Genomic DNA, 24,842 nt, shown 5'->3' on the forward strand with positions numbered 1-24,842 from the left:
CGGCCATCTGGAGAATTTTTCGAAGAGTTACCCAAATGCTGTACATTCTGATCAGTATCTGCTCTAACAGATACTGATCTTCTTTTTTACTACTATTGACCGATTAGTTACATCCAATACCTGTTATAAGCACCTCCTTTTCTTTGTTAATTTGGTAAGTAATTCCTTGTATTTCCTTGATGAGGTCTAATACCTCAGTTAAACTTTGGTGAGTATTAAAGCGGATACTATTCTGACAGTTTTTGAATTTCTGCTGATCATATTTGATCTTGACCTGATAAGCGTTTTCCACGGCAAGTACGAGGTCTTCAAAATAAGCCGCATTCAGGATTACATTGCCATCATTCCATGCCATGCGCTCTGTTGCTTTTACTTTCCATACTTTCGGCTTCCGGTGATCCGTATTGTAAACCACTTCTTCATTTTTGATTAAAACACTGGTTTGATGCTGTTCGTCAGTTACAGCTACCTTTCCGGTGACTACGGCCACACTCCTGGTAGACAATGCCTGATAAGATTTCACTACAAAAGAAGTTCCCAGCACATTGGTCTTAATTCCAGAAGCTTCCACTACAAATGGAACCTTTTCATCATGAACGATATTGAAAAAGCCTTCCCCATCCACCAGGTAAACCAATCTTTTCTTTCCGAATTTTTTAGGGTATTTAAAAGTACTGGCAGAATTTAGCCATACCGTGGAGCCATCTGGTAAAACCAGTTGTCGGGTCTCTCCTTTTGGAACGGTAACGGTAATGTAATTGCTGCTATAGGAATAGAAAAAGAATAAAGCTGTTGAAAGTAGTAGGAAGCTAATTGCTGCAGCCATGCTCAGCATTGTTTTTTTCTTTTTCAGCTTGAGGCTACGTGCTTGCTGCTGCTGAATTTGTTTGGTCGCGTGTAGGCGCCCCAGGATTTCCTGACGTATGGTCTCCTGATCATGTTCACCTTTAAAAACACCGGAAGGATCATTAATTCCGAATGCTTTATACAGGTCGTTTTTGTCTTTCTCGTTCATATACTAAATGCATAACGAACGGGCTTGGAAGAGGTACTATGAGAAAAATTTTTTTTTTTAAAAAAGCAGCAGCTGCATCATATCATGCCGCTGCTGCCTTTTTTTTTAGTTTTTTTGACCAGTAAAAGTGGTCACACTTTGAGCAGGAACGCTGATCGTAAAGCTGCCATCTGCAGCTGGGCTTAAGGTACTTCCTTGCTGCCAATGTGCAGCATTACCTCCTGAGGTCTGGAAACTCAATAATGTTCCAGCAGAAAAGCCTTGTAAACGTAAGGTGGTACTGATCGAATTCGTACCAGAATTGATGACTACCAAACTGAATTTTCCAGTATTAGGGTCTTTATAAGCAGACACTTTTAACACGGAATTGTTCTGTACAGTACTGCCAAACCTGTAGTAACCCGCATGAATATATCGGGAAAATTGCCCCATCACGTCGTAGGTTTTTGGAAAATCCAGACTACCATCTGCATTTGTACAAATCAGGGATTCATTGTTACGGATCGCCAGCATACCCAGCCAATACACAAAAGCATTCACATTACATTCAGCTAAGAACTTATGCATGCTGGTGGCTAGTTTTAGTCCACCAACAATCGTATTGTCATAGCTTCCGCCATCGTCAGAAGTCTCTGTCATCCATACCGGTTTATTAGCAGTAGCATAATTCCAGGTCACCGGACTCTGATTTAAGCCGCGCTTTCCTCCGATTAATTCTCCAACCTCTACATAACCGTGTCCCGCAAGAATATCTACATTACTTCTGTCCATACCGCCAAGAAAAGTATTGGCAGTACCCCAGGCCGCATTCTCAGAAGAAAGAATTTTTGTGGTACTCAAACCTGCCTGATTTAAGGCCGGCCTTAAGTTATTGGTCACAAATTGTCCAAGATGTGCCGAAGTCCAATAAGATGCATCCCAATCCGAGAATACATTTTCCGGTTCATTGGAAGGAGAGATGGCATAAAAATTCACACCTTCATTCTGGTAAGATTTCGCAAATCCAGCCAGATACCTGGCAAAATCGCTGGAACTGGTATTGAAGTTCAATCCATTAAACCACTTTGCACTTTCAACATTCGGATTTGTTTTCATAGACAAAGGAGGCGTCCAGGTACTGGCAAAAGTAATTGGTACCTGATAACGTTCTTTAATCTTTTTCAAAATCCATAATTGTCCTAAATGTTCTTTCTGAACTGCCGTAAGCGAAGTATAGCTGGTGCTATTTACGTCTACGTCGATATCTACCCCAGTAGGTTTAATGGTCACTACCCCAGTTTGCTTGTTAAAAGGATAGGTATGCAGGACTTTTCCTCGCACCATATTTAACTGTAAACCTGCATTTCCCCATAAATAAGCCATAATACTATCTCTTTTCGGAGATTCAAAAAATGGCACGATACGCCCCCCAAAGGCGCCAAAACCATCTATTCGCTGATAGGTTTGCTCCCAATTGACGGTAACTTCCGCTGTACCGGCGTCTGCCGCTGCCACAGCCAGCTGATTCGCTTTTAATTTTCCGGAACCTGGAACCAGGTCTTCCATTGTCTTCTTTTTACAGCTTCCGGCCAGGACGAGCGTTAACAGGGCCAAAAAAGTTAATTGTAGGTTATTGCACCTCATAATTCATTTAATTTGAGTTCAGGTTGTACAAGTCATTATTGACCTGCATTTTCATTAAATAATTTTAGGACATCAATTGGGGAAGTATCCGAAAATACCACTCCTTAAAAGCGCTTTTTTTGTTGTCTTGTCATCTACTAAATACATAACTAACTTAAACAAAAGGAGTACGGTAAATAAATACTTTTTTATCCAATTTTAATACAATTGGCATTTTACGCGAAGTCTTTTCAGTGCGCTGGTAATTTGATTCTTTACCGTTTGAGAAGAAATAGATAGTTTTCCGGCAATCTCATTCACAGATAGCTCTTCCTCTCTGCTCATTTGAAAAACTTTACGCATACCAGTGGGCATGTTCTGTATTTCCAAACTCAATTGGCCAGCCATCTCCTTTGTGGTGTATTGTTCAAAAAGAGAATTATCTGTTTCTTCGGTAAGATTTAAATATTCAACATCATGTTTGATGCGGAGGCTTTGTCGACGATGGAGATCCGTCAGTTTATTTTTTAAGATGGTATAAATAAATCCGATAAAAGTGGTGGTAATTTTTAAAGTATGTCGCTTTACCCAGATCACCATAAACAAATCATGAACCACATCTTTTGCCTCCTCCCTATTGTTCAGCTTCTTGCAGGCAATCGCGTATACCACATCCCAATAACGCGAATAAATTTCATTAAATGCGTCATTATTGTCTTCTCTCAATAAGGCCAGCAAAGCCAGGTCTGTAAGCTGTTTCAATAAATGGAGGTCTTAGGTGGTGTTATATTTGGTGATCCAATATATAAATTTAATTACAAAAGTAAAGGAATAGAAAAACAGAGCTCAGTCCTTATCGTTAAGTTTTCATTAAGTTCTTGTACATACTAACAGATTAAAAAATCATTTATCAATTCTTAGACTTTATTCTCACCTTGTTAAGGTATAAAGCTTCCATAAAATCAACAATTTTCTTAGGTTTAAGACGAAATGACAAAAGGGACGATAAAGACGATTGGAATCGGAGTACTATTCTCCATGCTTTGGGCATCTGCCTCAGTGGCAACTAAGTTTGGTGTACACTCTGCTCCCCCACTGATCCTGGCTAATGTTCGTTTTTTTCTGGCGGGAATGGTCTTACTGGGTTATTGTTATGGCATCAGTAAAGATAAAATCTATCGCTTGCCTAATGCCACTGAATGGAAACAGCTGGCTATTTTTGGCTTCCTCAATACCGCCGTGTACCTGGGACTGTACGTTTATGCGATGAAATTTACTGCTGCCGGGATCGGCAGTTTAGCCGTATCCACTAATCCCCTGCTGATGGTGATCTTTTCCTCCTGGCTAATCGGCAGAAGGCCTTCAGGAGCAGAAATATTAAGTATAGTACTAGGGATGACCGGAATCGCTTTTGCTACCTACCCTTTATTAGGCCATCAAAGTACAAGCTTGATGGGAATCGGGCTGCTCATGCTAAGTATGGTGGTCGTTTCATTCGCAAGTGTGTATTACGCAAGGGTGACCTGGGCCTTGCCAAATCTGCTGATCAATGGATGGCAAGTTGCCCTCGGGGGACTCTTCTTGCTGCCAGTAACCGCTATATTTGGTGATTTTCAATCCTTTCAACCCGATGCTACCTTTTGGTATTCTGTATTGTGGCTGAGTCTTGCCGTTTCCGTTGTAGGGCTAATCTGCTGGTTCTTCCTGCTGAAACTGGATACAGTAAAAGCTTCCTTATGGTTATTCCTATGTCCTTTATTTGGTTTCTTCTATGCCTGGTGGCTGATGAATGAACCGATCACATGGTATACCATATGCGGAACATCCCTGGTCGTTTTAGGCCTTTATATTGGTCAGCGTCAACGCATTAAAACACAAACCTAATCCTATAGCTAGCCAAAGTTTATATCATAATTTTCATAACATCACACAATAAATTGTGTTAAAATATGTTAAATAGATATAAAAACCCAAGTTATGAAAGCGATCAAGATAGTTCTATTTACAGAGGTCATTTTTAGAAGACTAGGCTTAACTAAGCTGTATTACTGGTTCAATAAGTAATATTTTTAATAGATATATGGTTTGTTTCCAGGGATTTCCTACATTGATCCTTCGATAGCTGGGCCGATATTTTCTTTCGGATAATAATGGCTGCGTCTATCCACTATTAACTAACTACTTATGACTACTAAACTGAAAAGCTATTTTGCTGCTTTGGGGATCTTGGCTGCAAGCTACACCGCAAATGCACAATCGCAGATGAAATTTATTGATCCTGCAAATATGGATCTTACCGTTAAACCAGGAGATGATTTCTATCAATACGCCAGTGGCACCTGGATCAAAAACAACCCTGTTCCTGCAAAAGAAACGCGTTGGGGAAGCTTCAATGCGCTCCGCGACTTCAATATAAATGCGGTAAAGGGATTGGTAGAAGGTGCAGCAGCAGACAAATCAGCTCCTGCAGGTTCTGTAAAAAGACGTGTAGGTGATTTTTATGCTGCGGCAATGGACAGTGTAACTATTGAAAAGCTAGGTTATACACCAATTAAAGCGGACCTGGAAAAAATCAAGCAGATCAAAGACCTCCAAGGAATTCTGGATCATGCTGCTTACCTGAGAACCACCGGACTGGCTGCACCAATGTTCAGCTTTTACGTTGGCCAGGATAGAAAAAATGTAAACAAGTACATGGCACAGCTTGGCCAGGGAGGAACGACCTTACCTGACCGTGATTATTACCTGAAAGACGACAGCAGAAGTGTTAAAATCAGAGAAGCCTATGATAAGTACATGACCACCCTGTTTACTTTAACGGGAAACAGTCCAGCTGAAGCTAAGAAAAAAGCCGCTACCGTGATGGCCATTGAAAAACAATTGGCAGAAGCACAAATGGCAAGAGTGGAAATGCGTGATCCACATAAAACCTATAATAAATTTACGGTAACAGACTTTAGCAAAACTACCCCTCAATTGAACTGGGTAACGATGCTTCCTAAATTTAAGGTCACTGGTCAGGATACAATCCTGGTTTCTTCGCCTAAATTCTTTGTCAGCCTGGACGGAATGTTAAAAACTGTTCCTGTGGCCGACTGGAAGACTTACCTGGAATGGAATGTATTAAAATCATCCGCTTCTAACCTGAGCAGCCCATTTGTAAATGCTTCTTTTGCCTTTACACAAGCACAAACTGGTCAGAAAGTACAAACTCCAAGATGGCAGCGTATGTCACAGCTAACCGATGGCACCATTGGTGAATTGCTGGGACAATTGTACGTGGCACAATATTTCAAGCCAGATGCGAAAGTCCGCATGACAGAATTAATTGCGAACCTTCGAAAAGCTTTTGAGATCAGAATCAATAACCTGGACTGGATGAGTGATGTAACCAAAGGAAAAGCATTGGAAAAATTAAATGCCTTTGTTCCTAAAATCGGTTACCCAGACAAATGGAAAGATTATGAAGGCTTAACAATCACCCGTACTACTTACCTTCAAAACTTACGTAACGCAGGTGCCTGGGGATACAATGAAATGGTGACTCAGCTGGGCAAACCGGTAGATCGTACCCGTTTCGGTATGACTCCTCCAACTGTTAATGCTTATTACAGTCCTACCATGAATGAAATTGTATTCCCTGCCGGAATCCTACAATTCCCATTCTTCGATCCAAATGCTGATGATGCCGTAAATTATGGTGGTATCGGTGCAGTTATTGGTCATGAGATGTCTCATGGATTTGATGATTCTGGAAGTCAGTATGACAAAGACGGAAACTTACGCAACTGGTGGACACCGGAAGACAAAGTTAAATTTGAAGCAAAAACTAAAGCGCTTGGCGAACAGTTTGATGCCTATACCGTTTTAGATACCATTCATGTGATTGGTAAACTGACTATGGGAGAAAACATCGGTGACCTGGGCGGTTTAAACGCAGCATACACTGCATTTAAAATGACAAAACAAGGGCAGTCGGAAGATAAAATTGATGGATTTACTCCTGATCAGCGTTTCTTCTTATCCTGGGCTCAGGTATGGAGAGGAAATATCCTGGACGAAACTGCAGCGCAGCTGATCAAAACAGACCCACACTCTCCAGGCCCATACAGAACCATCGGTGCACCAGTAAATATGGATGCCTGGTACAAAGCTTTTGATGTGAAACCTGGTGATAAATTATACAAAAAACCAGAAGACAGAATCAGGATGTGGTAATCCAAATCTGCCTTTAACCTAAAGCGCGGCCTCCTTATTTAGGAAGGCCGCGCTTTTTTGTTATCTTGCGGTTCATCTATTAAGCTTAGGGCTCACCTCTAAAATGAATATCATAACTTTAACTGCCGACGGCTCCAATACATTATTTAACGAAACAATCGGCGAACATTATCACTCTAAACATGGTGCTTTACAAGAAAGTAAACATGTGTTTATTGATGCTGGATTAAAACATGTAGCTGCCAATCAGCGGGAAATCTCTATCCTGGAAATCGGATTTGGTACAGGACTAAACTTTTTACTGACGCTGGAATATGCGGCAGCCAATAATATCGAGCTTAAATATATAGGACTGGAAGCTTTTCCTTTAGAACTGGAGGCCTTAAAATCTACCGGTTATCAGCAATATGTTCCTGAAAACATCTGGAATAGTTTAGAAAACAACTATTTAAACGCGCTGAAAGCACCGATAGCCCTTTTACCTGGCCAGGAATTAACCATCCCGCACATCACACTGGATCAGTTTCAAGGCCCCGCTGCATATGACCTGGTTTACTACGATGCCTTTTCCGTACAGCATCAACCAGAAATGTGGTCAGATGAAATCATTGCACATACCTGTAGTTTCCTGAAACCAGGTGGAACATTTGTGACTTATGCGATCACAGGGAAGTTAAAGCGCGCGCTAAAAAGTAATGGTTTTACCATAGAAAAATTACCCGGAGCACCTGGAAAAAGAGAAATGCTAAGGGGCACAAAACTATAATTCCTGCATTTGACAGCACCCTTCCCCTTTGAACCTCATTTTCCTGCGATTAATGTCATTTTCAATGACTCAATTTTTGGTGGTACAACAAATAGCGCTACTTTGTTGTTAAATAGATACGCTCTTAAAAATTATTAAAGACGTTCAAGAAACAATTAGAACAACAGATAGCTGGCAATGGAAAAAAGAAAATTAGGCAATTCCGATTTATTTGTATACCCGATCACTTTTGGCGGGAATGTTTTTGGCTGGACCATAGACGAGGCGAAATCCTTTGAAATATTAGATGGCTTTACCGGGGCCGGTTTCAACTTCATAGATACTGCAGATGTGTATTCCCGATGGAAGCCGGGCAACTCTGGCGGCGAATCTGAAACGATTATCGGCAACTGGATGCAGCAAAGAAAAAACCGAAATGAGGTCATCATTGCAACTAAAGTAGGCGGAGATATGGGCCATGGGAAATCACTTTCTAAAAAAACCATTCTGGAGGGTGTAGACGCTTCACTGAAAAGACTAAAAACAGATTACATAGATCTTTATCAGAGTCATTACGACGATCCGAATACGCCCATCGCTGAAACATTAGCCGCATATGACGAGTTGATCAGGGCAGGTAAAATTCGTTGGATTGGCGCCTCAAACTATACTGGAGCACGTTTAAAAGAAGCGCTGGAAACAGCTCAAAAATTAAGCCTGCCGAAATATCAAACCTTCCAGCCAGAGTATAACCTGTATGCTCGCGAAGGATATGAGAAGGATTTGGAACAGGTCGCTACAGAGTACCAACTCGCTGTGATCAATTATTATGCTTTAGCAAGTGGTTTCTTAACTGGAAAATACCGTACAGAAACCGACTTAAATAAAAGTCAGCGAGGTGCTGGTATTCAAAAATACATGAACGAGCGTGGTTTTAAAATACTGAAGGCACTTGATGAAGTATCCGAGCAATACAATGCCACACCGGCAAGCGTATCCCTTGCTTGGCTGATTGCACGCCCTTCTATAACAGCGCCAATTGCTAGTGTAACGAACCTTTCACAGTTAGAAGACCTTAAAAAAGCAGCAATGTTAAAATTGAATATGGAAGATATTGCCATTTTAGACGAAGCAAGTAATTGGGAATAATCACGCTACACTTTTAAAAATAATAAGACATCTTTCTAAATGCCTTGCTGAAGAAAATTTGGCAAGGCATTTGTCTTTAGGTGTAAATTACTAAATTACGTCTATCTAACACCTCAATCAGATATGAAGAACAGCTCCAGTCAACCGTTCAATGCAAAATTAGCGATAGTTCTTTTCTCGATTATTTCTTTAGGATACCTGGCCATACTAGGCCGAACGATCCTTGCTCCTCTACTCACTTCATTTCTATTGGCTATTTTACTATTGCCATTGGCCAACTTCCTGGAACAGAAATGCAGACTGAAAAGAAGTATGGCCTCTATCATCTCTGTAGTCCTGATGATCGCTGTCATCTGCAGCATTTTATTTTTCCTGGCCAACCAGCTCACAGACCTCTGGCAAGACTGGCCCTTACTGAAACAGCAGGGAGAAACTTCTTTCCATGAGCTACAACATTGGATCTCCTCAAATTTTGGCGTAAATGCACAAAAACAGATCGAATACGTAAAAGAGGGAGCCTCAAAAGTATTGTCTACCAGCGCTGTATTTGTCGGCGCTACCCTGCTTACCCTTTCTACTTCTTTATTATTTCTCTTTTTCCTATTGCTATTTACCTTCTTCCTGTTAAACTACAGAAGGGTATTGTTCAGCTTTTTAACCTCCGTGTTTGAAGAACAGCACACTGAAAAAGTAGGTGAAATCGTCAGGCAGATTCAATACATCATCAAGAAATACATCACCGGATTATTCCTGCAAATGTTCATTGTAACCAGTTTAATGATGCTGGTACTTTGGATATTAGGCGTAAAATATGCTGTTTTATTAGGCTTAATCACCGGAATATTTAACATCATCCCTTATATCGGAATCTTTAGTGCCTTGGTGATCAGTGTGCTGATCACTTTTGCTACCGCTGGTGCCGCCAAGGTATTACTAGTCATCATTGCCTTTATCGCTGTTCATACGATAGACGGAAATGTATTAATGCCCTTAGTAGTGGGATCTAAGGTAAAAATCAATGCCCTATTTGCCTTTATCGGGATTGTGGTTGGGGAAATGGTATGGGGCATCTCCGGCATGTTTTTATGTATCCCCTATCTGGCCATGCTAAAGATCATTTTCGACCGTATTGATTCTCTAAAACCATGGGGAATCCTGCTTGGTGGAGAAGACAAGCCCAATAAGAAAAGAAAGGTTTATCGCCTCAGCAAAAACATCAAACTAGAAGAACAAGAATAGCAATAACATAGGATAGTTAACCACAATGATGATTACCTTTAACGTCATTAAATAAAACACAACACAATGCCCAATCATATCGCCCCAATAACGGCTGCCGATCCGGCAACCGCATTCCAAAGGTTGTTAACCGTATTAGATACGCTTCGTACCGACTGTCCATGGGATAAAAAACAAACGATGGAAACCCTTCGTCACCTCACGATAGAAGAAACCTATGAATTGTCTGATGCCATCCTGGAAGGTGACCTGGACGAAGTAAAAAAAGAACTTGGTGATGTCATGATGCACCTGGTATTTTATGCCAGAATCGCGTCTGAAACTAATGATTTTACAATTGTTGATGTACTAAACAGTGTTTGTGATAAACTGATCAACCGCCACCCGCACATTTATGGTGATGTGGAAGTAAAAGATGAACATGATGTGAAACGCAATTGGGAGCAGATTAAACTGAAAGAAGGTAACAAATCAGTGTTGGCAGGTGTTCCGGCAGGCTTACCATCATTAGTTAAAGCCAGCCGCATTCAGGAAAAAGCCAGAGGTGTAGGCTTCGACTGGGATGATAAAACCCAGGTATGGGAAAAAGTAGAAGAAGAACTTCAGGAATTTAAAGACGAATACAATACTAAAGATAATGAGGCCATAGATGTAGAAAAAGCAGAAGAAGAATTTGGAGATCTGTTATTCTCATTAATCAATTATGCCCGTTTCATTAACATCAATCCAGAAAACGCATTAGAAAAAACCAATAAAAAGTTCATCAAAAGGTTCCAGTACCTGGAAAGTAAAGCCAAAGAAAATGGTAAAGCTTTACAAGATATGACCCTTGCCGAGATGGATGTTTATTGGAATGAAGCCAAGAAGCTTTAATAATAAAGCCCTTAGCTCAAATGAACTAAGGGCTTTATTTATGACAGACGATGCGCTGATCAGCTACAGATTTTAGCCGTGTTTCTTTTTCATGGTCATCTTTGCCTTCTGGCCAATACCATAATTATAGTCTTTAGTATTGCTTTCTTTCTTGTCATGGAAAGCGCCGCCGCCGGTTGGCGCAACATTTTTCTCTTTCACAATCCTGCTTTTATCAAGACCACCGGTTTTAGCAACTTTATCAATTACTAATCCTTCTGGTAAGTCCATCACTGTTAACTTTTTACCGATAGACTGCTCAATTTTCTTCACTTCTACCAATTCCATATCGGTCGCAAAAGTGATTGCTACCACCTCTTCATCACCATTTTTCAGGATTCTGCTTAGGAAAGTTTCTTTTTGCTCAGGAACTTCGAAATGGAAGATAAAAGGGATACCAGAAAGATCCAGATTAGCGGTGCCTTCATTAGCAATGATTAAAATTCTGGCTTCAGGAATTTCCTTAAAATCTTCAATATGGTCAAATCCATTCTCATCATCAAAAAACAAGGGATTCAATACAGATACATCACCGGGCTTTGCAGAATGCAGGCTTTTACCTAGTTTCTGTGCCGTTAAACGTGTATTTACAAATACCACAACCTGATCAAATACCTCATCATCTCTCAACAGCATATTGAGTAAATTCACTTTGGTTTTATGATTAGGAACAGGGTATAAAATCAGTTCATGCGTGCTTGCCTCATTTTCACCCAGGTCTTCAACTTCTAAAGTAGTTGGGAAATGCAGGAACTGATCAATCATATTGTTCAGTTTTTCATGAACAACAGTAGTAAAGATCAAATGCTGACATTTACCTGCGCTTCTCGCCAATTCACAAACCGGAAGCTGCATTCCTTGTTTCACAATTACTTCTGCATCATCTACGATAAACATCTGCAATTTACTCAGGTTCAGACCTAGTTTTAGATAAATAGCACGTGCTCTGGTTGGCAAAGCTACCACAATATCCACCCCATCTACCAGATCCAATACATCCTGCTCTGTTCCTCCGTTTCCGTATAAGCCCATCATACGGAGGTTTTTATTTTTATTTAGTTTCTCAAATTCTTCAATCACCTCTAATACCTTTTCCTTTGAAGGAACAAGGATCAGCACTTTTGGCGCTTCATCTGTGCTGTATTTCAGGCGCATTAGAACCCCAAGCACATAGTTCGTCGTTTTTCCTGAACCTTCAGGACCAACAGCGATGATATCCTGTCCGCCAAGAATTCTTGACATTGTTTTTGCCTGAATCTCTTTTGCAGATATATATCCGGCATCAGTCATTGCCGTTACCAGTTGCTTGCTTAGTTTTAATTTCTCTAATGACACAGTTTCTCTATTAATATTATTATTCTGCAAATTTACGTAATATTTAATTGAGGACTGTAGCCTTTTATAATTCGGGAAACATTATAGTAGGAATCTTGGATTTTTCTCTTTAATTTGAATCATGAAAAACATATCTAATACCATGAAAAGGCTCTTTTTAGTAACTGCCTTACTATTTAGCAGTACGATGATTTCCTTCGGACAGGACAGTAATTCCTATAAAACTAGCCTTAAAGAGATGATGGACGCTTCTGGCTCCGCTGCAACATACAAAGTCGCCATTGTACAAACTATAAAAATGCTGAAATCACAAAAAAACGATGTTCCTGAATCCATCTGGCAAGATTTTGAAGCTACTTTCCTTAAATCAGCTCAGGATGAGTTATTTGACCTGTTACTTCCAATCTATCAAAAAAACCTGACTGAAGCCGACCTTAAAGCAATCACAGCATTTTACCATACGCCTTCCGGCAAAAAACTAGCCGAAAAAACGCCTTTCATCATGCAGGATTCTATGCAGGCTGGCCAGCAATGGGGAATGAAATTAGGCGAAGAATTCACAAAGAAATTACAAGAAAAAGGATATTAGGGATAAAGTCAGCTACTCCGCTTACCCTTCAGCAACAGGTCCATCGCGTGCTCAAGTGTACCTGCACGTGTGACCTCTCCGGAGTTCACAAAGAAGATCTCATCCGCATTTTCGATGGTATTTAAACGGTGTGCAATGATCACCAAAGTGGTTTCTTTAGGTAATTTTTTTAGAATAGCGCTGAGTAACTGTTCTGTAATCGTATCAATATTAGCGGTGGCTTCATCCAGAATTAACAATTCTGGGTTTCGTAAAACCGCCCTCATAAAAGCAATCAGCTGCTTTTGTCCCAGGCTAATATTATCAGAACCGGAAGTCACTGCAGTATCCAATCCATCTTCGAAAATGGCTAATAACGCATCCAGATTGGCTTTCCGGATCACCTCTTCCAACTGTTCATTGCTATACTCTTTATACCGGTCATTCCCATATAAAATATTATCCCTCACCGTCCCTGTAAACAAAAAAGGTTCTTGTAAAATGAAGCCAATCTTAGCTGCACGTTCTTCATGTGAATAAGAACGAATATCCTTACCACTCAGTAAAACTGTTCCTGCTGTGGCATCATATAACCGCGCAATTAAGGATGCGGTAGTGGTTTTACCGCCTCCTGTAGGGCCAATCAATGCATAAGTTTTTCCTTTCTCCAAACTAAAACTGATGTCGTGTAAAATTTCTTTGCCGCTGGTATAAGAGAAATGGACATTTCTAAATTCCAGCAAAGCATTGGAAGTCTCTACATTTCCTTCAACTTGCTGCAGGTCATTTTTCATGGACAAGATTTGAGAAATCCGGTCCCATCCTGCCATCGCTACCTGAAAATTTGCCCATAAAGCGGCCAGTTGTCTCAATGGATTATAGAAATTGGTAGCGTAAGAAAAATAACTTACCAGGAGTCCGATCGTAAACTGTCCTTCAGAAATCAGATAAATTCCAAAGAGCAGCACAATCAGCTGTGCCATGCTGGAAAACAACCCATAAACAGGCATTAAAATATTATTAGCCAGCCCTGCTCCTATTGCCGTTTTATAATTGTGGCTATTCGCCTCATCAAATCTTTTCCGGAAATAATCTCTTCTGTTAAAGGCGATGATCACTTTAAAATTATTCAGGCTTTCCTGAATTTCGGCGCTCAAGCCACCAACGCTTTTCAAATTGGAGGCATTTCTTCTTTTCACCCATGGAGAGACCAATGCAGTAAAAATCAGGATCAGCAATGCCGGAACCAAGGCTGCCGCACCCAACTCAAAGTTGATCATCAGTAAGAAAATACCAGCACCTGTCATGGTCACAATACTGCCAATAAACTGCATCAGCGACTGAGAGAAAAACTGGTTGATCTTATCGGTATCGTTGTTCACTCTGGAAATCAAATCTCCAGCCTTATTCTCATTAAAAAAGGCCACAGGAAGTTCCTGAAGCTTATTGAAAACTGCATTCCTCAAGGTATACAGCATGCGCTGCCCCACCCCTCCCATCAGTTTCGTCTGGAAATACCCCGTGCAGAAAGCCAGTAGATACATCGCAAATATAATTCCTGAAAAGACAAGAACGCCCTGATAATCTTTAGTGCGGATATAGGTATCGATCGTATGTCCGATCAATAGTGGCCCCAATAAAAGTAAACCAGAGTTCAAAAGAATAATCCCTGAAGCAATCCACAGATTTTTCTTCTCATCAGAAATCAATTGAATCAGTTTTTTTAAGGCCTGAAAAGTAGACTGTTTTTCTTCCTGGCCACTATTCTGGTTAAGATTGTAATTCATAATTGCTGGTACTCTGTTGTGAGTTAAAAATTTGAACATACTCCGGACTCGTTTTCATCAGGTCCTCATGTTTACCCTGTGCCACAATTTCCCCTTGCATCAGCACCATCACCTTATCATAATGCGCTACTGCGGCAATTTTTTGTGTGACTGACAATAAAGTAATGCCCGGATAATTCTGCTGCACATTTTCTAATATTCTCTTTTCGGTATGGTGATCCACTCGGGAAGTAAAATCGTCTAATAGCAAAACCTTAGGATTGACGGCCAATGCCCTTGCCAGCATGATTCGCTGTTTTTGTCCGCCGGAAAGATTAGATCCCCGCTCAGAAACAATCGTATTCAATTGATCTGGTAAGGCAGTGATAAAGTCATTTAATTCTGCTGTAGCAATTGCTTTTTCTAAAGATTGATCTGTTACCGTATCACTGAAGGCAATATTTTCACGAATACTCATATTAAATATAATGCTATCCTGGAATACAAAACCAACCTGCTGGTGAAAAGATTCAGGATTATAATCTTTAATATCATGCCCATCAAAGCGAACTTCGCCGGTATCAGGCAGGATTAATCCGGTAAGGATATACAGTAATTGCGACTTTCCTGCAGCAGTAGGACCGATAATTGCAGTTTTAGACCCTGCTTCCACAGAAAAGGAGATGTTTTTCAAAGCTGGCTTCTGACCATAAGACACTGATACGTCTTTTAAGGTAATTGCTCCTGCTAATAGTTCCTTAATTTTCCCTTCTGCCGGACTTTCCTGTAAATTCAATACCCCTTCAATACGTTTATAAGAAGTGGTAGCCTGAGCAATCACGTTACTCATAAAACCAATCACCAGAATTGGAAAAATAAGTAAACTCAGGTAGCTGTTAAAGGCGGCAAATTCTCCTAATGACATGGTTCCCTGGATCACAAAATGACCACCCAATGCCAAAATTGTGATGCCGGCCATATTGGCCACAAATATAATCAGTGGAATTAAACCTGCGAATAGCTTTAAAATAGCCAGTCCAAGGTCTCTGGCTTGCGCATTGGCGGATAAAAACTTAGAATATTCCAGTTGCTGGGAATTGATCACGCGGATCAATGCAGCGCCCAAAATACTTTCATTGATCACCTTATTTAACCAGTCGATCACTTCTCTGCTCTTTTTAAACAAAGGCTTAACCTTACTCAATACCAGGTAAAAAGCAGTCCCTATAATCGGTACAATAGCAATTACCGCTAGTGCCAGCCGCCAGTTTAAGCCCAGCAGCAGCATACTCGCGCCTAGGATCAGAAAGATGGAGGAGGCAATGGAAACAATTGCCTGCGCCACAAAAGACTTGATGGCATCTACATCAGCAGTCAGATTGGTCAGTAATTTTGAAGGATTTGCCTTTTCTATATAAGCATGACTTTGGCGAGAAATCTGATCAGAAAGCTGTCTTCTCAGGTCTCTTGCCACCTTTTCAGAAGCGTAAGTCTGCACTACACTTTGTAAATAGGTAAAGATAAATATCAGTACAATCGCTCCGGAGAATTCAATCATTACCGGCTTAATCAGAAAAGTGCCGGCGGTATAGGCATCAATTCCATTTGCAATCAGTTTTGGCAGCAATAAGTTGACCCCATTACTCAGCAAAGCAAGAAAGATCAATAGATAGATCATTCCACGATAGGGCTTCAACAGACTAAAAACGCTAGATTTTTTCTCTTTTACTGTTGCTTTCATATTTCAATTTCCTCTATTTACAAGACCAAAAAGGACCTTACAAAGCTATATTTTTGCAGCACACAAAGTACCAAACATTCATTAAAATTATTTAAAACGGATTGCTTTTAGCGGCGATATTTTGCTGACTAACAAAGAAGGAATGATGAGTACCACAAAACAGATCACTACGATTCCGATATTTAAAACCAATACATCTACAAAATGGAGTTCCACAGGCACGTACGATAAGTAATAAGAGCCCTGATCCAATTTAAAAATATGGGTGTATTTTTGGATAAAGCCTAGTCCTAATCCAAGAATATTCCCTAAAAATAAGCCTATACCGACAAGATATACCGCATTGTACAGGAAAATCTTGATCACACTATAATCTGTCATCCCAAAAGCTTTCAGCATACCGATCATATTGGTCCGTTCGAGAATCATGATCAGCAGCGCGGTAATCATATTGATCACCCCTACAATCATCATCAGAATCAGCAAAACTCTGGTATTGACATCCAATAAAGACAGCCAGGTAAAAATAGCCGGAAAAAATTCGGATACAGATTCCGACCTGAGATTGACTTCCAGGTTTTCATATATACCCGTAGAAACTTCTTTCAACTTCGCAAAGTCTTTGATTCGGATTTCTAATCCACCAATCTCATTGGGGGCCCAGTTATTCAGCCTGCGAATCACATTGATATCGCCCAATACAAAACCTTTATCGATCTCCTCTACGCCAACGGCATAAATTCCTACAATTTTAAACTTTCGGTTTCTTGGTGGATCCTGCACAAAGTACATGATAAAATCATCGCCGGTTTTAAGTTTCAGCCGGTTTGCTGTAAACTGAGAGATCATAATCTCTTTCATCGCCTGTGCACTATCCGCAAAATTAATCACCTTTCCGGTTACCAAATGGCTTTTGATATAATTCCAGTTGAAAGTTTTATCGACGCCTTTAAAATTGATACCTTCCACCTCATCATTTACAGAGATGATGGCAGGTTTTGTCGCATAAGCCTGATAGTAGGCTACATTTGGATTTCCCTTTAAATGCTGGAGTGTTGCTGCTTCCGGAACAAATGGAGTCTGCTCAAAGGAATTGTTCAGGTCGAACTTGAAAATGCGCACATCACCGATGTATCCCCTCACCTTCTCCTGAATCTCCGTTTTAAACCCTTTAATGATCGCCACAGAAAGCATCATGACTGCTAAACTGAGCATTACGCCTGCAATTGCAATGCGAACGATCAGTTTTGAAAAAGTACGCTCAGATTTGATGGCTATACGCCTCGCTATGAAATATTCTATGTTCAAACTTTTTGCTATAAATAGTGACTTAGCAAAAATACGCCGACGGCATTTTTACAGCGATAAAGTTGCAAATATTATGTGAATTTCTCGACTTAAAATATCTTCAGCTGTATGGATATGATTTTAACCACACAAAGCGATAGGCATATCCATCGCTTAATGAAATGTAACGTTTATAAAAAAGAGGTTATCACCGCCTAAAACAATTAGACATCTTGATATAAAGATTTCAATAAACCCACCCTAAAGTACTTAAAACTGCCTCAATAGATATCAAGATACCTTAACATCAAGGCGTATAGACATAAAAACATATTTAAATCTTTATGATCTTGACACCTATACATCTTAACTCATCAGCCCTTTCTCAACCCATTTCAATTTTCTTATCTTTATCCTTATATAACAAATGATCACCAAATAATTTCCTTGATGAAAATAGCCCGTTACTCTTTACTCTTACTTACAGGTCTTAGTCTGCATTTATCCGCCTGTGCAGCGGGTCATAGTACTCCTCCTACTGCTGTTCACAAAGCAACAGAAAAGAAAACTTTGGAAAAATCGAGGAATAAAAGCAAGGTTCAAGACAACGAGATTCGCACCGGAGCAGAACAGACAGAGCAATACCTACCTTATCTGAAAGGCAAACGCGTAGGCATGGTGGTCAATCCCACCTCCATCATTGGTAAGGAAACCAGTGTAGATAGTTTACTTAAACTAGGAGTAAACATTGTAAAGATATTCGGACCTGAGCACGGTTTTAGAGGAAACGCTAGTGCCGGCATCCATGTAAATGATGCTATAGATGCCAAAACCGGCATTCCTGCAGTTTCTTTATATGGCAAACACCTCACGCCAACGAAAGAAGAACTCGCAGATGTAGACGTCATGGTTTTTGACATTCAGGATGTGGGTGTTCGTTTTTACACTTATATAAACACTTTGCAGCACGTCATGGAAGCCTGTGCCGCTCAAAATAAAGAAGTACTGGTCCTGGATCGCCCAAATCCCAATGGATTCTATATTGATGGCCCTATTCTTGACCCTAAACTGGTTTCAGGAATCGGTCTACAGGCCATTCCAATTGTCCACGGATTAACCGTTGGCGAATATGCGCAGATGCTGAACGGAGAAGGCTGGTTAAAAAACAAGCTGAAATGCAAAATCAAAATCATTAAGGTGGCCAATTACAACCATGACCTGCCATATGAGCTCCCGGTAAAACCATCACCAAACCTAAATACGGCACAGTCTATTTTGCTATACCCTACCACCTGCCTATTTGAAGGTACTTATTTGAATCATGGCCGTGGCACTTTGTTTCCTTTTACCATCCTTGGCGCTCCGGCATTAAAAGGAAAATATAACTTTAGTTTTACACCAAAAAGCATCAAAGGAATGGCAGAGACCCCATTACATGTCAATAAAGTATGTTATGGACTTGACCTCAGAAACTACGATACAGAAAAGATCCGTCAAGATAAAGCCTTAAACTTAAACTGGCTGATTGAACTCTACCAGGCTTATCCAAATAAAGCAGATTTCTTCAATTACAAGCTGAGCAATCAAATGAATAATTTTGATAAACTGGCCGGTGATAGCAGTCTGAGGTTACAAATCATTGCTGGAAAATCTGAAAAGGAAATCCGCGCCAGCTGGGAACCTGGTTTAACGCGCTATAAAACAATGCGCAAGAAATACTTGTTATATCCTTAACAAATATAAATTCTAAAAATAACCAGATGATGAACAGCGAAGCGAAAAAGAAAAGCGATAAACCCAGCAGTAATTATCAGGAAGAAGTTCCAAAAGATAAAGTGCCGGAAGGCGATAAAGCGGTGAAAAAGCCGGAGGATAAGGATTATCAGCAAGAAGAAGCTCATTTTAACAACCCTGCTAAGCAGAGAGAAGAAAGCGAGCAGCCTGTTCATCCGGTCAAAAAAGCACCAAACGATTCATAAACAACATAATCACCGATATCATACAGGCCCCGATCAATTCAGGGCCTGTTTCTTTTTCATCGCTTTCAAAAACTGCATCAATACCTTTTCCTGCAATTCCAGGCCCGCAGCAGTGTCCGATTGAGCAACATTCATCTTTTTCAAATATTTACCCAGTTGCTCATTTTCAAAAGCTTCCAGTAACAGCGGGTAAACGTAAGCACTTTTACAAACGGCACGTGTATTTCCAAGCTTTGCAGCCACACAATCCAATACTTCCACAATGATTTTCTTTTTAGGTTTTTCTGAAGTAGAATCATCGGCACAGCAAACCGCCAACTGACGCATCGCCTCCAATGTCCCTCCCCAGGTGCGAAAATCCTTAGCCGTAAAATCATCTCCAGTGATTTCTTTGATGTAGTTATTTACCTTTCCTGAATCGATGGCCTGCCGATCCTTCCCTGCCGTATAATATTGGAACAAATCCTGGCCAGGTATTTCTTTACATTTCTGCACCATTCTGGCCAATGTTTTATCCCTCAAGGTCAATTCCTGCTGTACTCCTTTTTTACCAATAAAACTCAGCATCAACCGGTTTCCATTGATTTTTACGTGTTTATTTTTCAAAGTACTGAGGCCATAACTACCGTATAGCTCCTGATAAGCAGCATTTCCAACCCGGATCAGTGTTTTTTGCATCAGCTGCACACAAATCGCCAGCACCTTTCTTTCGTCAAATTCCTTGCGGTTCAAATCCCTGGCAATCTTTTTCCTGGCGGCAGGTAATGCTTTTCCAAAATCCAGCAATCTGAAATACTTGCGGTCTGAGCGCCTGGAAGTCCATTCAGCATGGTAGCGATACTGCTTCCTCCCTGCTTGATCTATACCTGTGGCTTGTAAATACCCATTCTTACGTGGAGAGATCCAAACCGATGTCCATGCCGGAGGCAATACCAATTGCTGAACCCTTTCCAGCTCTGGCAATGCCGTGATCCGCTTTCCATCTTTGTCTATATAATGAAAATTACCGGGTTTTCCTTTCCTGTATATACCAGGTTTAGCGTCTGTTACGTACACCAAACCACTTGATTTAAGTTCTTCCAGAGTCTCTACCATACAATTGAATAAAATAAGCCTAAGATTATTTGTTATTTTTGTCCTCTAAAACAATGGACAATGAGATTAGTTTTTATGGGTACGCCCGATTTTGCCGTAGCTTCCTTAAATGCTTTAGTAGAAGCAGGATTTAATGTAGTGGGGGTAGTTACTGCCGCCGACAAACCTGCTGGAAGAGGTCAGAAACTTCAGGAAAGTGCCGTAAAACAATACGCTGTGGCTAAAGGATTAAAAGTATTACAGCCTTTAAAGCTGAAAGATCCGGAGTTTATCCAGGAATTACAGGCTTTACAAGCTGATTTACAAGTGGTAGTCGCTTTCCGTATGTTACCTGAAATCGTATGGAATATGCCTTCCAAAGGAACAATTAACCTTCATGCTTCTTTACTTCCGCAATACCGTGGTGCTGCTCCGATCAATCATGCCATTATTAATGGAGAGAAAGAGAGTGGTGTGACTACCTTTTTCCTTAAACATGAAATCGACACGGGCGATACCATCTTCTCTGAGCGCGTTGCTATCGGCGAGGATGAAACTGCCGGAGAACTACATGATCAGCTCATGAACGTAGGCGCAGGCTTGTTAGTAAAGACAGTAAAAGCAATTGAAGCAGGAAATTACACCGAACAGCCGCAAGTTCAAAGCGATTCGCTGAAACATGCACCAAAAATATTTAAAGAATTTTGTCTGATCAACTGGGACCAGCCTGCAAAGACAGTTTACAACTTAATCCGCGGACTAAGCCCCTATCCTACTGCATTTACCAAACTCGGTGAAAAAACATTGAAAGTATTTAAAGCGGAGTTGGAAAAGGAAACACCAGATATTGCTGCAGGGAAATTCTTATCAGATGGAAAGACCTATTTGAAATTTGCCGCCAAAGACGGCTATATCAAACTTACAGATCTTCAATATGAAGGTAAAAAGAGAATGACAGTAGAAGAATTTTTAAGGGGCATGCGTTTGTAAACCCCTTACGCTTTTCTTTTACATTTCATTTAAACGCGCACTCAGGTGCTTGGAGATTTCATTAAAATAACGTTTCCTTCCATATCCCATTACCCATCTGATACCTCCGGTTGCATTGGTGATAAAGACCTCTTCGGCCTCCTTCAGCACTTCCGGATTGATCTGAGCCTCGGTTAATGGGATATTGTGGCTTTTTGCCATTCCCATCACTACACTACGCATCACGCCAGCAATACAGCCTTCCGACAAGGCAGGGGTATAAATCTGCTTGTCATACACCACAAAAATGTTGGAACTGATGCTTTCACAAAGAAAACCTTGCTGATTTAAAATGAAAGCCTCATCCAAATTATATTGTTTCTTATACAAACCAGCCATCACAAATAATAGAGAATTGGTAGTTTTAAAGTTGGAAAGCTTATTTACAGGTTTGGTAATTTCATCATAAACATCAACAATTAAACCTTTTTTATTGAGTTCGTAGGTACTTTGAGGGAGCGCAGTGGCTTCCAGCACATACCCGGATTTATTGCTATCTGGCGTATATAAACCCGCACCGGCTCTGTAAACCGACAATCGAAAACGTACATTATCCTTCAGTTTATTCCTTTTACAGAGTTCGGCCGTTTTCTGCTTCAAGAAATATTCATCCATCAGGTCAGCCCCATCCATCTTCAAAGCTTTCATACCCGCTTTTAAGCGATCAGCATGCAGCTCTGCAAATTTAAGCTTGCCATTGTTCATACGCATGGATTCAAACAGGCCATCACCATATCTGAACGCCCGGTTTTCCAGCCCAATCACAGGGTGGTTTGCCGCTAGGAACTCGCCATTATGTAAAATATATTCTTGCTGCATTTACGAAGGCTCCACGATATAGTTTCTCCATTTGTTCAATACCGAATCAAAATCAGCTGGCAGAGGTGCCTCAAATTCCATATATTCCTTAGTTGTAGGATGTATGAAACCTAAAGTCTGTGCATGTAAAGCCTGACGAGGAATCATGTTAAAGCAATTCTGTACAAACTGTTTATATTTATTGAAAGTTGTTCCTTTTACAATTTTATCACCACCATAATTGGCGTCATTAAATAAAGGATGTCCGATATGCTGCATGTGTGCTCTGATTTGGTGTGTACGGCCAGTTTCCAGCTGACAACTAATTAAGGTTACATAACCTAAACGCTCCAAAACCGAATAATGTGTTACAGACCACTTACCTTTTTCTTCATCATCGTATACATCCATTACAATTCTATTCTTCAAACTGCGCCCGATATATCCCGTAACGGTACCATTTTCCTCAATATCCCCCCATGCTAATGCGATGTATTTACGTGTGATGCTGTGGTCAAAAAATTGTTTCGCCAATTTAGTCATGGTGATTTCGTTTTTGCTGATCAGCAACAAGCCGGAAGTATCCTTATCAATACGGTGTACCAATCCTGGTCTACCTTCATTTCCTGGTAATTGCGGTAAATTTTCAAAATGGTAGGCTAAAGCATTCACCAATGTTCCGGTGTAATTATTAAATCCTGGGTGTACCACCATTCCAGCAGGTTTATTCACCACCAACAAATCATTGTCTTCATAAACAATATCCAATGGGATATTTTCCGGATAAACTTCCGTATCTCTTGGCGGATGAGGAAACACGATAGAGATCTCATCTTCCGGTTTCACCTTGTAACTTGCCTTGACCGTAGCTTTGTTAACTAACACATTTCCAGCCTCAATAGCGTTCTGAATACGGTTGCGGGAAGCATTTTCCATACGCCCCATTAAAAACTTATCTACCCTTAATAAAGACTGTCCTTTATCAACAACAATATTAAAATGTTCGTATAAATCCTGCTCTTCTAATTCCTGCACCTCGCTGCTATTTTCCATGAAATCTATGTCTGTTTGTGATTTGGAAAGCCTCCTTTAACTATGGTTCCCTACTGCAAAACTAATCTTTAACAATTACATAATTGAAAAAAAATAATTTGGTCTGCTTTTTGATAACAGGCATAGCAATTACCAGCCGCAAATTTTTACTGTTTTTTTTGTGTAATTAAACACAAAACAGCGAACAAACTTGTTATGAACCAGGTTATTAACTTTAATTCCAGTACTATGAAAAACTTTACTCAAAATGTTAAGATCATTCTTAACTTCTTTCCTTACTTGTTAAGAAAGATCTATTTTAAGCCATAACCATTCGCTTAAAAAAAAGGCTTATATCTTTGTAAACATGTTTACAAAGATCCATAGCCCAGTTCAGCAATTAAAACATCCTACCCTCCAGCAACTCTGGATTAAAAGAGATGATTTGATTGACCCCTATATTTCGGGGAATAAATGGCGTAAACTAAAGTATTTATTGTCGAAAGCCCAGACGGAAAATAAGGACCACCTCGTCACTTTTGGTGGTGCTTATTCGAATCACCTGCTCGCCACAGCCGCTGCTGCATCCAGAGCAGCGCTAAAATCCACAGCCTTTGTCCGCGGGGAAACCGTAAAAAACGAAATGTTAATGTTATGCCAGCTTTTTGGGATGACGCTTCTCTTTGTGGACAGAACCAGCTATAAAGACAAAATTTCCTTATTTGACCAACATTTTGGCGATGATCCCAATGCCCTTTTCATTGATGAAGGAGGGGCGAGCATGGAGGCCGTAACTGGCTGTGCGGAGATCATAGCAGAACTTCCTGCAGATATCGACCATATCTTCTGTGCTGCAGGAACCGGAACTACTGCAGCAGGATTACTGAAAGGAATCCATGATATAGGCTTAAAAACAATTCTGCACGTGGTGCCCGCATTAAAAGGAGGAGAATTTATTGCAGAAGAGATTTTTAATTACCTGGGACACACCAATCAGTTAATCTTACATACAGACTATCATTTTGGAGGTTATGCAAAGACGAATCCTGAACTGATACATTTCATGAAAAGCTTTGTGAGCAGTCAAGGGGTATTAATTGATCCGATATATACTGCAAAAATGATGTATGCCATTGACGACCTTTCCAAAAAAAATTACTTTAGAAAAGAAGAAAAAATTATGGCCATCCACACTGGCGGCCTGATGGGTATCTTTGGTATGAAAGACAAATTCTTTTAAATGAAAATAGATACAAACAACGGCAAATAGCCTCCTGTTTCCTCTCATGGAGCTCGGTTTCGATCCACCTGGTCGCCTGGGCCAACTACCCTATAAGCTTGTAACCTTTTACC

21 protein-coding genes are annotated in these 24,842 nt (G+C 40.4%); 11 read left to right on the forward strand and 10 right to left on the reverse strand.

Going from position 1 to position 24,842, the window contains the following annotated elements:
• Positions 1 to 103: 103 nt before the first annotated feature.
• The 3 genes from H9X96_RS03380 to H9X96_RS03390 form a co-directional block, all read right to left on the reverse strand.
• A complete protein-coding gene (locus H9X96_RS03380; protein WP_187664905.1) occupies positions 104 to 1,015 on the reverse strand; it encodes a FecR family protein in 912 nt (303 codons plus the stop codon).
• Between the two features lie 105 nt (positions 1,016 to 1,120).
• Positions 1,121 to 2,560: a glycoside hydrolase gene (locus H9X96_RS03385; RefSeq protein ID WP_255430968.1), complete on the reverse strand. Its 1,440-nt coding sequence runs from the start codon at positions 2,558 to 2,560 to the stop codon at positions 1,121 to 1,123.
• A 276-nt stretch (positions 2,561 to 2,836) separates the two neighbouring features.
• Positions 2,837 to 3,379, reverse strand: coding sequence for an RNA polymerase sigma factor (locus H9X96_RS03390; protein ID WP_187664907.1), 543 nt, complete (start codon positions 3,377 to 3,379; stop codon positions 2,837 to 2,839).
• A gap of 228 nt (positions 3,380 to 3,607) precedes the next feature.
• Between H9X96_RS03390 and H9X96_RS03395 the strand changes: the two genes are divergently transcribed.
• The 6 genes from H9X96_RS03395 (at position 3,608) to mazG (ending at position 10,841) form a co-directional block, all read left to right on the forward strand.
• Complete coding sequence (locus H9X96_RS03395) at positions 3,608 to 4,501, forward strand: DMT family transporter (protein WP_222943819.1); 894 nt, start codon at positions 3,608 to 3,610, stop codon at positions 4,499 to 4,501.
• 300 nt (positions 4,502 to 4,801) lie between these two features.
• Positions 4,802 to 6,835: a M13 family metallopeptidase gene (locus H9X96_RS03400; protein ID WP_187664908.1), complete on the forward strand. Its 2,034-nt coding sequence runs from the start codon at positions 4,802 to 4,804 to the stop codon at positions 6,833 to 6,835.
• 103 nt (positions 6,836 to 6,938) lie between these two features.
• On the forward strand, positions 6,939 to 7,601 hold the full coding sequence (gene mnmD / locus H9X96_RS03405; RefSeq protein WP_187664909.1) for a tRNA (5-methylaminomethyl-2-thiouridine)(34)-methyltransferase MnmD: 663 nt from the start codon (positions 6,939 to 6,941) through the stop codon (positions 7,599 to 7,601).
• A gap of 177 nt (positions 7,602 to 7,778) precedes the next feature.
• A complete protein-coding gene (locus H9X96_RS03410) occupies positions 7,779 to 8,729 on the forward strand; it encodes an aldo/keto reductase (RefSeq protein WP_187664910.1) in 951 nt (316 codons plus the stop codon).
• Between the two features lie 123 nt (positions 8,730 to 8,852).
• Entirely contained in the window at positions 8,853 to 9,968 is a 1,116-nt protein-coding gene (locus tag H9X96_RS03415) for an AI-2E family transporter (protein ID WP_187664911.1), read from the forward strand.
• Between the two features lie 66 nt (positions 9,969 to 10,034).
• Positions 10,035 to 10,841, forward strand: coding sequence for a nucleoside triphosphate pyrophosphohydrolase (gene mazG / locus H9X96_RS03420; RefSeq protein WP_187664912.1), 807 nt, complete (start codon positions 10,035 to 10,037; stop codon positions 10,839 to 10,841).
• A 72-nt stretch (positions 10,842 to 10,913) separates the two neighbouring features.
• On the opposite strand, the gene H9X96_RS03425 is transcribed toward mazG, so the two are convergent.
• Entirely contained in the window at positions 10,914 to 12,215 is a 1,302-nt protein-coding gene (locus tag H9X96_RS03425) for a DEAD/DEAH box helicase (RefSeq protein ID WP_370576704.1), read from the reverse strand.
• A gap of 121 nt (positions 12,216 to 12,336) precedes the next feature.
• On the opposite strand from H9X96_RS03425, the gene H9X96_RS03430 reads away from it, so the two are divergent.
• Positions 12,337 to 12,804, forward strand: a complete 468-nt coding sequence (locus H9X96_RS03430) for a DUF2059 domain-containing protein (protein WP_255430969.1) — start codon at positions 12,337 to 12,339, stop codon at positions 12,802 to 12,804.
• 8 nt (positions 12,805 to 12,812) lie between these two features.
• Here the strand turns inward: H9X96_RS03430 and H9X96_RS03435 are convergent, their stop codons facing one another.
• The 3 genes from H9X96_RS03435 to H9X96_RS03445 form a co-directional block, all read right to left on the reverse strand.
• On the reverse strand, positions 12,813 to 14,570 hold the full coding sequence (locus tag H9X96_RS03435) for an ABC transporter ATP-binding protein (protein WP_187664913.1): 1,758 nt from the start codon (positions 14,568 to 14,570) through the stop codon (positions 12,813 to 12,815).
• Positions 14,554 to 16,290 carry an ABC transporter ATP-binding protein gene (locus H9X96_RS03440; RefSeq protein ID WP_187664914.1) on the reverse strand — a complete coding sequence of 579 codons (1,737 nt, stop codon included), beginning with the start codon at positions 16,288 to 16,290 and terminating at the stop codon, positions 14,554 to 14,556. Before H9X96_RS03440 ends, H9X96_RS03435 begins: the two co-directional genes overlap by 17 nt.
• Before the next feature lie 87 nt (positions 16,291 to 16,377).
• Positions 16,378 to 17,598 carry an FtsX-like permease family protein gene (locus H9X96_RS03445; protein ID WP_187664915.1) on the reverse strand — a complete coding sequence of 407 codons (1,221 nt, stop codon included), beginning with the start codon at positions 17,596 to 17,598 and terminating at the stop codon, positions 16,378 to 16,380.
• 429 nt (positions 17,599 to 18,027) lie between these two features.
• Between H9X96_RS03445 and H9X96_RS03450 the strand changes: the two genes are divergently transcribed.
• Together H9X96_RS03450 and H9X96_RS03455 are read left to right on the forward strand one after the other, a co-directional pair.
• Positions 18,028 to 19,311, forward strand: a complete 1,284-nt coding sequence (locus tag H9X96_RS03450; protein WP_187664916.1) for an exo-beta-N-acetylmuramidase NamZ domain-containing protein — start codon at positions 18,028 to 18,030, stop codon at positions 19,309 to 19,311.
• A gap of 26 nt (positions 19,312 to 19,337) precedes the next feature.
• On the forward strand, positions 19,338 to 19,556 hold the full coding sequence (locus tag H9X96_RS03455) for a hypothetical protein (protein WP_255430970.1): 219 nt from the start codon (positions 19,338 to 19,340) through the stop codon (positions 19,554 to 19,556).
• A 33-nt stretch (positions 19,557 to 19,589) separates the two neighbouring features.
• Here the strand turns inward: H9X96_RS03455 and H9X96_RS03460 are convergent, their stop codons facing one another.
• A complete protein-coding gene (locus H9X96_RS03460; protein WP_187664917.1) occupies positions 19,590 to 20,651 on the reverse strand; it encodes a DNA topoisomerase IB in 1,062 nt (353 codons plus the stop codon).
• 60 nt (positions 20,652 to 20,711) lie between these two features.
• Here H9X96_RS03460 and fmt point away from each other — a divergent pair, with 60 nt between their 5' ends.
• On the forward strand, positions 20,712 to 21,620 hold the full coding sequence (gene fmt / locus H9X96_RS03465) for a methionyl-tRNA formyltransferase (protein ID WP_187664918.1): 909 nt from the start codon (positions 20,712 to 20,714) through the stop codon (positions 21,618 to 21,620).
• A gap of 18 nt (positions 21,621 to 21,638) precedes the next feature.
• Here the strand turns inward: fmt and H9X96_RS03470 are convergent, their stop codons facing one another.
• Both H9X96_RS03470 and H9X96_RS03475 read right to left on the reverse strand, forming a co-directional pair.
• Positions 21,639 to 22,478, reverse strand: a complete 840-nt coding sequence (locus H9X96_RS03470) for an aminotransferase class IV (protein WP_187664919.1) — start codon at positions 22,476 to 22,478, stop codon at positions 21,639 to 21,641.
• Positions 22,479 to 23,510, reverse strand: coding sequence for an RluA family pseudouridine synthase (locus H9X96_RS03475; RefSeq protein WP_187664920.1), 1,032 nt, complete (start codon positions 23,508 to 23,510; stop codon positions 22,479 to 22,481).
• A 346-nt stretch (positions 23,511 to 23,856) separates the two neighbouring features.
• On the opposite strand from H9X96_RS03475, the gene H9X96_RS03480 reads away from it, so the two are divergent.
• A complete protein-coding gene (locus H9X96_RS03480; protein WP_187664921.1) occupies positions 23,857 to 24,729 on the forward strand; it encodes a 1-aminocyclopropane-1-carboxylate deaminase/D-cysteine desulfhydrase in 873 nt (290 codons plus the stop codon).
• The last annotated feature ends 113 nt before the right edge of the window (positions 24,730 to 24,842 follow it).

The sequence above is a fragment of the Pedobacter sp. N36a genome, from assembly GCF_014472395.1.
Classification (GTDB): domain Bacteria; phylum Bacteroidota; class Bacteroidia; order Sphingobacteriales; family Sphingobacteriaceae; genus Pedobacter.